Annotated in this window: 11 protein-coding genes; 4 read left to right on the forward strand and 7 right to left on the reverse strand. The window is 73.0% G+C overall.

Translation table 11 applies throughout. The annotated features are described in order from the left end of the window. The first annotated feature begins 45 nt into the window (after positions 1 to 45). Together FKN01_RS12435 and FKN01_RS12440 are read left to right on the forward strand one after the other, a co-directional pair. Positions 46 to 1,374, forward strand: coding sequence for an SGNH/GDSL hydrolase family protein (locus tag FKN01_RS12435; RefSeq protein ID WP_143619611.1), 1,329 nt, complete (start codon positions 46 to 48; stop codon positions 1,372 to 1,374). Between the two features lie 653 nt (positions 1,375 to 2,027). Then, complete coding sequence (locus FKN01_RS12440) at positions 2,028 to 3,008, forward strand: terpene synthase family protein (protein ID WP_185992831.1); 981 nt, start codon at positions 2,028 to 2,030, stop codon at positions 3,006 to 3,008. Positions 3,009 to 3,249: 241 nt separating this feature from the next. On the opposite strand, the gene FKN01_RS12445 is transcribed toward FKN01_RS12440, so the two are convergent. After that, entirely contained in the window at positions 3,250 to 3,465 is a 216-nt protein-coding gene (locus FKN01_RS12445) for an EF-hand domain-containing protein (RefSeq protein ID WP_073963851.1), read from the reverse strand. Between the two features lie 143 nt (positions 3,466 to 3,608). Here FKN01_RS12445 and FKN01_RS12450 point away from each other — a divergent pair, with 143 nt between their 5' ends. Next, the gene (locus tag FKN01_RS12450; RefSeq protein WP_143619615.1) at positions 3,609 to 4,241 is read left to right on the forward strand and encodes a GNAT family N-acetyltransferase; all 633 of its coding nucleotides are present in this window, start codon (positions 3,609 to 3,611) and stop codon (positions 4,239 to 4,241) included. A gap of 350 nt (positions 4,242 to 4,591) precedes the next feature. On the opposite strand, the gene FKN01_RS12455 is transcribed toward FKN01_RS12450, so the two are convergent. The 4 genes from FKN01_RS12455 to FKN01_RS12470 form a co-directional block, all read right to left on the reverse strand. Further along, a complete protein-coding gene (locus FKN01_RS12455; protein WP_143619617.1) occupies positions 4,592 to 5,107 on the reverse strand; it encodes an ATP-binding protein in 516 nt (171 codons plus the stop codon). A 274-nt stretch (positions 5,108 to 5,381) separates the two neighbouring features. Then, positions 5,382 to 6,149 carry an enoyl-CoA hydratase/isomerase family protein gene (locus tag FKN01_RS12460; RefSeq protein ID WP_143619620.1) on the reverse strand — a complete coding sequence of 256 codons (768 nt, stop codon included), beginning with the start codon at positions 6,147 to 6,149 and terminating at the stop codon, positions 5,382 to 5,384. Positions 6,150 to 6,311: 162 nt separating this feature from the next. Next, on the reverse strand, positions 6,312 to 7,565 hold the full coding sequence (locus tag FKN01_RS12465; RefSeq protein ID WP_185992827.1) for an Ig-like domain-containing protein: 1,254 nt from the start codon (positions 7,563 to 7,565) through the stop codon (positions 6,312 to 6,314). A gap of 202 nt (positions 7,566 to 7,767) precedes the next feature. Then, the gene (locus FKN01_RS12470; protein WP_143619622.1) at positions 7,768 to 9,012 is read right to left on the reverse strand and encodes an Ig-like domain-containing protein; all 1,245 of its coding nucleotides are present in this window, start codon (positions 9,010 to 9,012) and stop codon (positions 7,768 to 7,770) included. A gap of 152 nt (positions 9,013 to 9,164) precedes the next feature. Here FKN01_RS12470 and glgX point away from each other — a divergent pair, with 152 nt between their 5' ends. After that, positions 9,165 to 11,411: a glycogen debranching protein GlgX gene (glgX, locus tag FKN01_RS12475; RefSeq protein ID WP_185992828.1), complete on the forward strand. Its 2,247-nt coding sequence runs from the start codon at positions 9,165 to 9,167 to the stop codon at positions 11,409 to 11,411. A gap of 8 nt (positions 11,412 to 11,419) precedes the next feature. On the opposite strand, the gene FKN01_RS12480 is transcribed toward glgX, so the two are convergent. Beyond that, on the reverse strand, positions 11,420 to 12,070 hold the full coding sequence (locus FKN01_RS12480) for a response regulator transcription factor (RefSeq protein WP_143619627.1): 651 nt from the start codon (positions 12,068 to 12,070) through the stop codon (positions 11,420 to 11,422). A 17-nt stretch (positions 12,071 to 12,087) separates the two neighbouring features. Continuing rightward, a complete protein-coding gene (locus FKN01_RS12485) occupies positions 12,088 to 13,341 on the reverse strand; it encodes a sensor histidine kinase (RefSeq protein ID WP_143619629.1) in 1,254 nt (417 codons plus the stop codon). Between the last annotated feature and the right edge of the window lie 32 nt (positions 13,342 to 13,373).

The following is a 13,373-nucleotide window of genomic DNA, read 5'->3' on the forward strand; positions in this document are numbered from 1 at the left end:
CGCACGTGTGCATGGAGAACCCCACCACTCAGAGGGAACACCGCCATGAACCGAAGAACGCCGCTCCTCAGCCTGATCACCGCGGGGGCGCTCTGCGCGACCCTCGCCGCGGTCTCCCCGGCCCTCGGCGCCGGCGACGCGCACTCCGGCGGCGCGCCCGGCCCCCGGGAACGCGGCGCGCACTGGGTCAGCACCTGGACGTCGATGCCGCAGCTGACGGAGCCGTCGAACATGCCCCCGGCCCCCTTCACCGGCGAGGACTCCGTGCTGACGGACACGACGCTGCGGCAGACCGTCCACGTCTCGGCGGGCGGCGACCACATCCGGCTGCGGTTCTCCAACGCGTTCGGCGGCGCGGTGCTGCCGATCACCGAGGTCTCCGTGGCCCTCCCGCAGGACGGTGCGGCGGGGACCGGGGCGATCCGTCCGGGGACCTCGCACAAGGTGACCTTCCGGGGCTCGGCGTCCATCGACGTGCCGGCCGGGGCGCAGGCCGTCTCCGACCCGCTGGACTTCCGGATCGCCCCGGGGTCCAACCTCACGGCGACGGTCTACCTGGCGACCGGTCAGGCGTCCACCGCCCTCACCTCGCACCCGGGCTCCCGCACGACCTCGTACCTGCTGCGCGGCGACCACGTACGGGACCGGGACCTGCCGGGCGCGACGACCACCGACCACTGGTACCTCCTCAGCGGCGTCGAGGTCTGGGCCCGGGGCACCACGTCGGCGACGGCCGTGCTGGGGGACTCCCTGACGGACGGGCGGGGCTCCACCACCAACGGCAACGACCGCTGGCCGGACGTGCTCCAGCGACGGCTGAAGGACCGCACCTCCGTGGTCAACCAGGCGGCCGGCGGCAACCGGCTGCTCGCCGACGGCCTGGGCCCCAACGGGCTGGCCCGGCTGGACCGCGACGTCCTGGCGCAGAGCGGGACGGACCGGCTGATCGTCTTCGAGGGCGTCAACGACATCGGCACGGCGGACGCCACCCCGGCGGCCCAGAAGCGCACGGCCGAGGCCGTCATCACCGCGTACGACCAGATCATCACCCGCGCCCACGCCCAGGGCATCCGGGTGTACGGGGCGACGCTGACGCCCTTCGGCGGCAACGCCGGGTACGACGACCCGGACGGGTACCGCGAGGAGGCCCGGCGCACGGTCAACACCTGGATACGCACCAGCGGCCGGTTCGACGCGGTGCTGGACTTCGACCGGGCCGTCCGCGACCCGCACCGGCCCACCGCGCTCCGCGCCTCGCTGGACACCGGCGACCACCTGCACCTGAACCCCGCCGGCTACCGGGCCCTCGCCGAGGCCGTCCCGGCCCGGCTGTTCGAGCCGTCGCCGCTCCCGGCGGGCTTCGGCTACAACTGACCGGCCGCCGAGGGCGGGTCCGCGCACCGGCACCGGGTGCGCGGACCCGCCTTTCGCATTTCCCCGGCGCGGGTCAGCGCACAGGCCGTGCGGCGCCCTCCGCCGGCCGGCCCCCGGGCTGCCCGGGATCGCGCCAACTCCTCACAACCGCGCAGGAGTTCGCGCCGACCACACATTTTCGGTCACCCCTCCTTCCCTCGCGTGCGCGCGGGGAGTTCACTGGACGTGACGAGTGGTGACGCGACCGCCGCGCACGTCAGGCGGCGCGCTGCCCCGGGCCCTGCTCCGGCCGCCCGGTCCGCGCGGAGGAAAGAGGACGACCATGCCAGCCGCCCCTCCCCGGGCACGCCCACGGCGCGATCCGGCCGTGCGGGCCGCGCCCGGCCGTCCGGAGGGGCCGGCCGGTCGCCCGGGGCTGCCGCCCGCCGGGCCGGCTCCGGCCGGCCGGGGCGGCGGGCGTCGTCGCGGCCGGAGCGCGGTTCCGGCCCGCCTCCGTCGCACCGGCGCGGCCTGCCGCCGGTCGGCCGTGCGCGCGTCCGTCGCTCGTCGCGGCGCGTTCCGCGTGCGCGTATCCCTTTCGCGCGTCTCCCTGCCCTGTTCATATCGTCACGACGAGGTGCACCATGAGCAAGATCGCGCTTCCCGAATTCCACATGCCGTTCGAAAGTGCGGGATGCCATCCGGGAATGGAGAAGACGAAGAAGGCCGCCTGGGAATGGGCGGAGGCCAGTGATCTCGTCCTGTCACCCGTGGCCGCGAAGAAAATGATCAGAACGCGTCCGGAGCTCTGGATATCCCTGATATTCCCCCGGGCCTCGCAGAAGCATCTGGACCTGTTCTGCCAGTGGCTCTTCTGGGCCTTTCTGGTGGACGACGAGTTCGACGACGGCCCGGCCGGGCGCGACCCCGGGCTGTGCGAGAGCGCGATCGGGCGGCTGGTGGACGTGCTGGACGGGGTGCGGGCGCCCGTCGGCCCCATGGAGCACGCCCTGGACGAACTGATCGCGCGGACCTGCGGGGACCGCCCGGCGCACTGGATGCGGCAGTTCCGGCGGGACACGGCGGCCTGGCTGTGGACGTACTACGCGGAGGCCGTCGACCGGGCGGCGGGGCATGTGCCGAGCACCGCCGACTTCGTGAAGCACCGCCGCGATTCCGTGGCGATGCAGCCGTTCCTGGATCTGCACGAGATCACCGCCGGAATCGACCTCCCCGATTCCGCCCGGAGCCTCCCCGCCTATATCGCTCTGCGCAATGCGGTGACCGACCATTCCGGCCTCTGCAACGACATCTGCTCGTTCGAGAAGGAAGCCGTGCTGGGATACGAGCACAACACCGTCCGCCTGCTCCAGCGCGACCGGGGCTGCACGCTCCAGGAGGCGGTGGACGAAGCCGGAATTCTGCTCGGCCGTATCGCCGACCGGGTGCAGCGGGCCGAGAAGGAACTCGTGCAGGAGATCGAGGCGGCGGGAATCGAGGGCCCGACGCGCGTCGCCCTGGAGCGCTGCGTCCTGGACTACCGGGGGCTCGTCCGGGGGGACTTCGACTATCACGCCCGGGCCGAGCGGTACACCCGGCCGGAGCTGACGGAGATCGACGAGAACGACTCGATGTCCCGCAACTTCGCGGCCTGACGGGCCGGAGCGGGGGCGGACGGGGCGGGTCCGGGGCCGGCACGGGGGCCGCGTCGGCGATTTCCGGACATTTCTCGTCGCGCCGCCCCCGCGCTTCCGGTGGACGGCCGGGCAGGCCGCCCGGTGGCCGGAAACGGCGGCCCGGCGCCTGCCCCGGATCAGCCTCGGTCCCGGGTCAGCCTCTGCCCTGGATCAGCCTCGGTTCCGAATCGGCCCTCGGTCCCGCGCGGCCCCGTTCCGCTCAGCCCTTGTTCTGCGAGGCCCAGAACTCGTCGAAGGTGAGGAGCCCGTCACCGTTCGCGTCGTGGGAGTTGATCACGGCCTGCGCGACCGGCTCGGTGACGTACGGGTCACCCAGCTGAGCCATGACGCTCTTGTACTCGGCGGCCGAGATCAGCCCGTCGCCGTTCAGGTCGTACCGCTCGAACGCCTTGCGCGCCGACTCGATGTCCGCCACTGTTCCGCCCCTTCGTATGACTGTCTGACGGGGCTCAGATTATCGGGCGCCCCGGACGGCCCATGACGCGGCCGGTGATCGATCATGGACCGGCCGACCGCCGCCCGGCGGCCGGTCACCCGAAGAGGGAGGCGCGGAGCGCTATGGGACTGACCCGAATCCTGGCCGACGTGGCCGAGGGGCGGTTTCCGCCACCGGACGGCGCGACCACGGTGGTGCCGCAGCCGAGCGGCCGTGACGCCGGGGTGCTGGCGTTCACCGCGCACTCGGTGGTCTTCACGGACGAGGACCCGGACTGGGTGCTCGGCATCCTGGCCGCCACGCCCGGGGACCCGCTCGCGGCGACGATGAACCCGCACTTCCTGAACGCGCTGCTGTCCCGGACCGGCCGCCGCATGAACACGATCGACCTCCTCACGGTCGCCTCCGCGCTGCCCGGCGCCCCGGACCTCGCGCTGCGGGAGATCCACGATCCGGAACACCCCCGGGTGGCGCGGGCCATGAAATACCGGGACGAGGTACGGGTCTGGTCGGCCGAGGGCGGCGTACTGGTCCTCGGGCGGGGCGTGGCGGGGCGGTGGGAGGCGGCGATCGAGGTGGCCGAGGAGGCGCGCGGTCAGGGGCTCGGCGGGCGGCTGGCGCGGGCGGCCCGCCATCTGGTGCCGGGGCCGGCGGTGTGGGCCCAGCAGTCGCCGGGCAACGCGCGCAGCGTTCGGACGTTCCAGGCGGCGGGCTACCGGCCGGTGGGAGCGGAGGCCCTGTTGATCGCGGCGTGAGCGTACTGCCGGGGGGCCAGGCACACGCCGTCCACATGGTGGACGATCAATGGATTATGCGCGCATTCTCATGGATATTCATGGATTTCCAGGCAAGTGACCCAACACACCTGCATTCCTTCGCAGAAATGTCCGGAATTGACACACAATGCCACGTACGCGGCTTTGGCTGGTTAGTCCTCCGTCTGTCATAGTCGATGCCACGACCCCCATTGACCCGGGCCAGGTCGTCATGAGCGGCCGTGAACACACCCCCCATTTCACGGTCCCCCCACAGAAGCCCCCGAGGCGCCGCACCACGGCCGACACGGGGGCTTCTGTCTGCCCGGGAACGGCCGGCGGGGAGGGCGTCAGCGGTCGGAGATGCGCATCTCGAACCAGGTGGTCTTGCCCCGGGGTAAGAGGTCCACGCCCCAGCGGTCGGAGAGCTTGTCCACGAGCATGAGACCCCGGCCGCTGATGTCCATCTCGCGCACCGGCATGAGGCACGGCAGCCCCCGCGAGGGGTCGCGCACCTCGATCCTGATCCAGCCGCGGCGGCGCAGCATGCGCAGCCCGAAGACCCGGGCCCCGGTGTGCCGTACGGCGTTGCCGACGAGCTCCGAGACGAGCAGGACGGCGTGCTCGGCGGCCTGCGGGGAGAGCGCCCACTGGTGCAGGACGACGCACGAGGTGAGCCGGCGGGCGGTGGCCGCCGACTCCGGGCGGGAGGGCAGCCGGACTTCCTCCTCCGTCGGGTTGCCGAACAACTCCAGCGCTTTGAACGCCTGTTCGTCCTCGACGGCCGGTAATCTCCGTGCCGCTGTCGCGCTGCTGCGCGGTCGCGGCTGCTCCACACCCTCCAGGCCCGCCATGCCCACCATCATGGCCGCACAGCGGGCCTTCCGGGGCCGTTCCGGGGGAATACGCGACCCGTAATCAGCCGTTCCCCGAGGCCCGTCCGGCATATGCCATCGGCATTGAGCGACCGAATAAAGCCCGTCTGACCTGCGCAAACAGCGCCTTTGACCGGGTTCTCGGACGCTCCGGACGCGGCCTCGCCCGAGGTCCTGCCCGGGTGGAGCCAATCCGCCCGCACGGATGAACGCGCCGGTCCGCGTTCTCAACCGGCGTTCGGTCGGGGCCCCAACCAGTGCCGCGTCAGAGGAACTTCGCCTTGCCCGGGCCCTCCTCCACGAAGCTGCGCATTCCGCGTTCCCGGTCCTCCGTGGCGAACAGACCGGCGAACCAGGTCCGTTCGATGGTGAGGCCCGTGTCGATGTCCGTCTCCAGCCCGGCGTCGACGGCCTCCTTGGCCGCGCGCAGCGCCAGCGCCGGCCCCTTCGCCAGCGCGGCCGCCCACGCGTGCGCCTGCTCGTACACCTCGGCGGCGGGCACCACGCGGTCCACGAGCCCCATCGTCAGGGCCTCGTCCGCCCTGACGTGGCGGCCGGTGAAGATGAGGTCCTTGGCCTTGGCGGGGCCGACCAGGCGGGCGAGCCGCTGGGTGCCGCCGGCGCCCGGGATGAGGCCGAGCAGGATCTCCGGCTGGCCGAGCTTGGCGTTGTCCCCGGCGATGCGGAAGTCCGCGCAGAGGGCCAGCTCGCAGCCGCCGCCGAGCGCGTAGCCGGTGACGGCCGCGACGACGGGCTTGGGGATGCGGGCGACGGCGGTGAAGGAGTCCTGGAGGGCCTTGGAGCGCAGCACCATGGCCGCGTGGTCCATCGCCTGCATCTCCTTGATGTCCGCGCCCGCCGCGAACACCTTCTCGCCGCCGTAGAGCACCACGGCGCGGACGTCGTCGCGCCGGGACGCCTCTTCGGCGAGCTCGCGCAGCCGGTCCTGGGTCGCCACGTCCAGGGCGTTCATCGGCGGGCGGTCCAGGCGGATGGTGCCGACGCCGTCGCGTACTTCGAGGGTTACGGTCATGGGGTGCAGGTTAACCGGCGCTAACCGCGGGCGGCACGGACCGGGGGCGGTGCCGTGCGTCACGGCGGACGCGGGCGGGCCCGGCACCGTGGCTCTCGGTGCCGGGCCCGCCCGGGGTGTGGGGTGCGCGGACCTGTTCGGTCCACGGTGTGGTGCGCGGACCTACTCGGTCCACTCCGACCAGCTCATGTTCCAGCCGTTGAGGCCGTTGTCCGGGCTGATGGTCTTGTCGTGCGAGTTCTTCACGACGACGACGTCGCCGATGAGCGAGTTGTCGAAGAACCAGGACGCGGGCATGGCGGAGTCGCCGCCGCCGCGCACGTCCTGGAGGCCGACGCAGCCGTGGCTGGTGTTGGCGTTGCCGAACACCCCGGGACCGCCCCAGTAGTTGCCGTGGATGAAGGTGCCCGAGGTGGACAGGCGCATCGCGTGCGGCACGTCCTTGATGTCGTACTCGCCGCCGAAGCCGACGGTGTCGCCGTTCATCCGGGTCACCCGCAGCTTCTCGCTGATGACCATCTGCCCGTTGTACGTGGTGGTGGCCGGGGCGCCCGCCGAGATCGGGATGTCCCTGATCTGCTTGCCGTCGCGGACGACCTTCATCCGGTGCGACTTGGCGTCCACGGTGCTGACCTGGCTGCGGCCGATGGTGAACGAGACGGTCTTGGCCTGCTTGCCGTAGACCCCGGGCCGGCCCTCGACGCCGTCGAGGTTGAGCTTCACGGTCACCTTGGTGCCGGCCGCCCAGTACTGCTCGGGGCGGAAGTCCAGACGGTCGTTGCCGAACCAGTGGCCCTCGACCGGGACGGCGGGCTCGGCGGTCACCTCGATGGCCTTCTCGACGGCCTCCGGGTCGGTGATGCCGCGCGTGAAGTGGATGGAGACCGGCATGCCGACGCCGACCGTCGAGCCGTCCTCCGGGGTGTACTGGCCGATGAAGGTGTTCTTGGGGACGAGCGTCGTGAAGGAGGTGTCCTTGGCGGACTCACGGCCCTTGGCGTCCTTGGCCACCGCGTGGACCTTGTACTTGGTCGCCGAGGCCAGGTGGTGGTCGGGGACCCAGCTGGCGCCGTCCGCCGCGATCTTCCCCTCGACCTCGCCGCCCTTGGGGTCCGAGACCTTCACCGTGGTCAGCTTCCCGCGCTCGGCGGTGATCTTCAGCGCGCCGCTCGTCGCGACGTTGTCGGTCCCGTCCTCGGGCGCGACGGTCACCACGGCCTGCGAGGCGCTGGTGTCCTGGTTCCTGACCCCGCCCGCCTTGGCGTCCGCACGTCCGCCGTCGGCGTCTCCCCCGCCGCACGCCGTCACCAGAAGCAACAGCGCGCCCACCGCCAGGGCCGGCAGACCGGTGGCTCCCCGCAGCCGCCGTCTGCCGCCCGTCCCGGCCGATGTCCCCGATATCGGCTGCCCGTTCAATGTGGTCGTCTCCCCTCGCACGGCCTGGCCCCGCCAAGGCCCCGGGAACCCTCGGGTTCCCACCCCCGCGCGCTGCACAGTGCGCGCTCAGTAAAGAGATAATCACACCGACTGCGGGCAGATCCCCCCGGAATTGTCACCGTTCCGTCCCAAGTGGCCGCGGGATTTCCGCCGCCCGGCCCGGGGGTGCCGCGACGGTCCGCTACCGGAGCGCGGAGCCCGCCCGCCACTGGGCCCAGCCCAGGTTCCAGCCGCCGAGTCCGTTGTCCGGTGCGACCGTTTTGTCGGCCGAGTTGACGACCTCGACGACGTCCCCGACGAGGGTGCGGTCGAAGAACCAGCCCGCCGGGGTCGATCCGCTGCCGCCCTGGACGTCACGCAGCCCGATGCAGCCGTGGCTGACGTTGGTGGAGCCGAAGATGTCCTCGTCGGACCAGTAGTTGCCGTGGAGGAAGGTGCCGGACTTCGTCAGCCGGATGGCGTGCGGCACGTCCTTGATGTCGTACTCGCCGCCGAAGCCGACGGTCCGCCCGTCCATCCGCGTCACCTCGTGCATCTCGCTCACCACCATCTTTCCGTTGTACGTGGTGGTCGTCGGGGAACCCGCGGTGACCGGGAGCGTGGAGACCAGCTCCCCGTCCCGGCGCACCTCCATGGTGTGCGCCGCCGCGTCCACCCGGGAGACCTGCTCCCGGCCCACCGTGAAGCGCACGGTCTTGGCCTGGCTGCCGTACACCCCCGGCGCGCCCTCCACATCGGCCAGCCCGATGTCCACGGTGACCTCGGTGCCGGGCTCCCAGTACTCCTCGGGGCGGAAGTCCAGGCGGCTCTTCCCGAACCAGTGCCCCGCCACGGCCACCGGCGGATCGGCGGTCACCCGGATCGCCCGCTCCACCGCCGCCCGCCGGGTGACGGGGCGGTTGAACTCGAAGGAGACGATCATGCCGGTGCCGACGGTCGAGCGGTTCTCCGGCTTGAAGTAGCCGATGAAGCGGTCCTCGGGGACGGCGGTGGTGAAGGTGGTGTGCCGGGCCGCGCGGTGGCCGCCGCCGACCACCGCGACCGCGTCGACGCTGTATTTGGCGGCCAGCCCCAGCCGCGCCCCCTTCACCGGGGCCCAGGAGTGGCCGTCCTCGGCGATCCGGCCCGGCACCTCCTGCTCCCGCGCGTCCTCGATCCGCCGCACCCGGACGCTCTCCAGCCGGCCGTCCGGGACCTCCACCCCGATCCGGCTGTCCGCCCGGACGTCCTCGGCCCGGTCGGCGGGCGTGACCCGGATGGCCTCCTGCGGCTTGCCCTCCCCGCCGAGGAACGAACCGCCGCCCGAACAGCCCGTCAGCACGGCCGGCAGCGCCACTGCGGCCAGCAGCGCCAGTACGGCGAGCGGGCGGCGCCAGGGCGGAGCGGTGACCGGGCTCGGCCCTGCCTTCTTCGCTACGTCAGTCATGTCCCCCCAACGACGGGGGGCGGCCGAGGGAAACGTGAGTGCGGGCCGCCCGGTGGGCAGAACACAGGGGACGGCCGCACTCGGGGAGCCGCGGCCGGGACGCCGCACACCCCCTTCCGGTGCCGGTCCCACGAGCCGCGGGAGGCGAGCAGGTGTCGAGCGCAGCCGAGCAGGAGGCAGTGGCCCAGACGGACGCGGGGACGGCCGGGGCCGTGGCGGAGGCGGTCGCCGCCACCCCGCCAGGACCGCGCCCGCCCGCGGTGTGGCCGGGGGCGCCGATGCCGCTCGGCGCCCGCTTCAGGACCGGCCCGGACGGGGTCGCGGGCACCAATTTCGCGCTCTGGGCGGGCGGGGCGGAAGCCGTGGAGCTGTGCCTCTTCGACGAGGACGGCACGGAGACCCGGCTCCCCCTGACCGAGCTCACCCACGAGGTCTGGCACGGCTTCGTGCCCGGGGTGCGGCCGGGCCGACGGTACGGATACCGGGTGCACGGCCGGTGGGACCCGTGGACGGGCGCCCGGTGGAACCCGGCGAAGCTGCTGCTCGATCCGTACGCCCGGGCCGTGGACGGCGAATTCACCCTTCCGGCCGAGGTGTACGGCCATGTGAGGGACTGGCCCGACCAGCGGTTCGCCGACACCGTCCGGGACGAACGGGACTCCGCCCCGTACGTACCGAAGGGGGTCGTCGTCCACGACGACGACGGCTGGGCCGACGACCGCAGGCCGAAGACGCCGTGGGCGGACTCCGTCATCTACGAGCTGCACGTCAAGGGCTTCACGCAGCGCCACCCCGGCATCCCCGAGGAACTGCGCGGCACCTACGCCGGGCTCGCCCACCCGGCGGCGATCGGGCACCTGACCCGCCTCGGGGTGACGGCGGTGGAGCTGCTGCCGGTGCACCAGTTCGCGCACGAGGACCATCTGCTGCGGCGCGGGCTGCGCAACTACTGGGGCTACAACTCCATCGGCTACTTCGCCCCGCACGCCGGCTACTCGGCGAGCGGCACGGCGGGCGGCCAGGTCGGCGAGTTCAAGCGGATGGTGCGGGCGCTGCACGACGCGGGCATCGAGGTCATCCTCGACGTCGTCTACAACCACACCGCCGAGGCCGGCGAGCTGGGCCCGACGCTGTCGCTGCGCGGCATCGACAACCGGGGCTACTACCGCCTCCAGACCGACCCCCGCCGGTACGCGGACTACACCGGCTGCGGCAACACCCTGCACGTCGTCCAGCCGAACGTGCTGCGGCTCATCACGGACTCGCTGCGGTACTGGGTGACCGAGATGGGCGTGGACGGCTTCCGCTTCGACCTGGCGGCTGCGCTGGCCCGCTCCATGCACGACGTGGACATGCTGTCGCCGTTCCTGGCGGTGATCGCCCAGGACCCGGTGCTGCGCCGGGTCAAGCTCATCGCCGAGCCCTGGGACGTGGGCAACGGCGGCTACCAGGTGGGCGCGTTCCCGCCGCTGTGGACGGAGTGGAACGACCACTACCGGGACGCCGTACGGGACTTCTGGCGCGGCGCGCTGCCCGATGTGCGGGACCTCGGCTACCGGCTGACCGGGTCGAGCGACCTGTACGCCTGGGGCGGGCGCCGCCCGTACGCCTCGGTCAACTTCGTCACCGCGCACGACGGGTTCACCCTGCGCGACCTGGTGAGCTACCAGGAGAAGCACAACGAGGCCAACGGCGAGGAGAACCGGGACGGCACCTCGGACAACCGGGCGTGGAACTGCGGGGCGGAGGGCGAGACGGACGACGCGGACGTCAACGCGCTGCGCCGCCGCCAGCTGCGCAATCTGCTCACCACCCTGCTGCTGTCGACCGGGGTGCCGATGCTGGTCGCGGGCGACGAGATGGGGCGTACGCAGGGCGGCAACAACAACGCGTACTGCCAGGACAACGAGACCGGCTGGGTGGACTGGTCGCTGCTGGACCGACCCGAGTGGCGGGAGCTGGCCGCGCTGACCGCGCGGGTCCTCGCGCTGCGCCACCGCCACCCGGTGCTGCGCCGCCGGGCGTTCTTCTCCGGCCGGCCGCAGGCCCCGGACGGGCTGCGGGACCTGGCGTGGTTCACCCGCGCGGGCGCGGAGATGACCGAGGCCGACTGGTACGCGCCCGCCGCGACGATCGGCCTCTACCTCTCCGGCCGGGACATCCCGGGGCGGGACGCGCGCGGCGAGCAGGTGACCGACGACAGCTTCCTGGCCGTCCTGCACGCGGGGCACGAACCGGCGGACTTCCTGCTGCCGGGCCCGCCGTGGGCGCAGGCCTACGAACTGGTCCTGGACACCTCGCGCGAGGACCAGGCCCGGCCCCCGGGCACGGTGCACCGGGGCGGCGGACGGCTGACGGTGCCGGAGCGGTCGGTGCTGCTGCTGCGGGTACGGGAGTGAGGGCGCGGTCAGCCGAGGATGCCCCGGTCGTAGCCGGCGGCCACGGCGGCGGCGCGGTCCTTGACGCCGAGCTTGGCGAACAGGTGGGTGAGGTGGGTCTTCACGGTGGCCTCGCTGATGAACAGCTCGGCGGCGATCTCCCGGTTGGAGGTCCCCCGGGCGACGAGCGTCAGCACCTCGCGCTCCCGGGCCGACAGCGTCTCGTTGCCGGGGGCGGCCGGGGCGCGGACCGCCGAGACGAGGCGGGACGCGACGGCCGGTGACAGGACGGTCCGGCCCTCGGCGGCGGCCCGCACGGCGGTGAACAGCTCCTCGCGGGGCGCGTCCTTGAGGAGGTAGCCGGTCGCGCCCGCCTCGATCGCGGGCAGGGTGTCGGAGTCGGTGTCGTACGTGGTGAGGACGAGGACCTTGGAGCGGGCGCCGCGCCGGGTGAGCTCGGTGATCGCGGCGACCCCGCCGCCGCCCGGCATGCGCAGGTCCATGAGCACCACGTCGGGGTCCAGCCGGGCGGCCATCTCGACGCCCTCGACCCCGTCGGCCGCCTCGCCGAGCACCCGGAACTCCGGTGCGGCGGCGAACATCCCGCGCAGCCCGTCCCGTACGACGGGGTGGTCGTCGACGACGATCAGGGTGATGACGCGCGCGGGTTCCCGGTCCATGGCACAACGGTACGGGGTCAGGCGTGCGGCACGAGCGGGACCCGGGCGCTGACCGCCGTGCCGAGGCCCGGCCCGGTCTCCACCTCGACGGTGCCCGCGATGCGTTCGGCGCGCGAGCGCATGCCGCCGAGGCCGAAGCCGCCGGCGCCCCGGTACGGGGGCAGCGCGGCCGGGTCGAAGCCCCGGCCGTCGTCGCGGACGTCGAGGGTGATCTCGTCGCCCATGTAGGACAGGGTGACCCCGGCCCGGGACGCCTGCGCGTGCCGGCCGGCGTTGGCCAGGGCCTCCTCGGCGATGCGCAGGAGCGTGGCGCCCACCTCGTCGTGCAGGGGTGCGACGGTGCCGGTGACGGTGAACTCGGCGCGCACTCCGGTGCGCTCGGACCAGCCGGCGACGGTCTTTTCGAGGGCGCCGGGCAGGTCGTCGTGCTCCAGCGCCGCCGGGAGCAGGTTGTGCACCGACCGGCGGGCCTCGCCGAGGCTGTGCCGGGCGAGGCCGGCGGCCCGTACGAGGTGTTCGCGGGCGAGGTCCGGGTCGGTGTCGGCGGTGGAGGCGGCGGCCTGCAGCTGGGCGATGATGCCGGTGAGGCCCTGGGCGATGGTGTCGTGGATCTCGGCGGCGAGCCGGCTCCGCTCGTCGGCCACCCCGGCCTCGCGGGCCTGGACGAGGAGCTGGGCGTGCAGCCCGGCGTTCTCCGCGAGGGCCTGTTCCAGGCGGGCGTTGGCGGTCTCCAGGGCGGTGATGGTCTCGGTGCGGGCCCGGTCCTGCTCGGCCTCCCGGTCCCCGATGTGGGCGAAGACCATGGTGAGCGTGGTGTGCACGGCGAGGACGATGCCGAAGACGGTCCAGTTCATCAGGGTGGCGGGCGGGAGGGTGCTGCCGCTCTGGGCGCCGGCCATGATGACGGCGACCGCGAGCAGTCCGGGCCGGATGCCGCGCCGCGGGAGGAGCCGGGCGGCGTCGAAGTAGCCGAGCACCGCGTAGATGGAGAAGAAGGGGTTGCACCAGGTGAGCCCGAGGGCCAGCAGGGTGCGGACGGTGAAGTAGCAGACCCCGGCCCGCCTGCCCGCGCCGGGCGCGGTGCGGGACCACCACAGCTGGAGGACGAGCGCCGCCGGCAGGAGCACCAGGACGGCGCGCTCGTCGGCCGGGGACATGACGAGGTCGCGGGAGACGGCCGAGACGACGGTGGCCAGGCCGAGCAGCCCGTACGGGCCGTACCGGAAGAACCGCCACCACCACTGCTCGGCCGTCGTCGCCTGTGCGCTCATGGCCACCAGTCTCCCGGGCGCCCCGGGCTCCC

This window comes from Streptomyces sp. 130, from assembly GCF_007096885.1.
Taxonomy (GTDB): domain Bacteria; phylum Actinomycetota; class Actinomycetes; order Streptomycetales; family Streptomycetaceae; genus Streptomyces.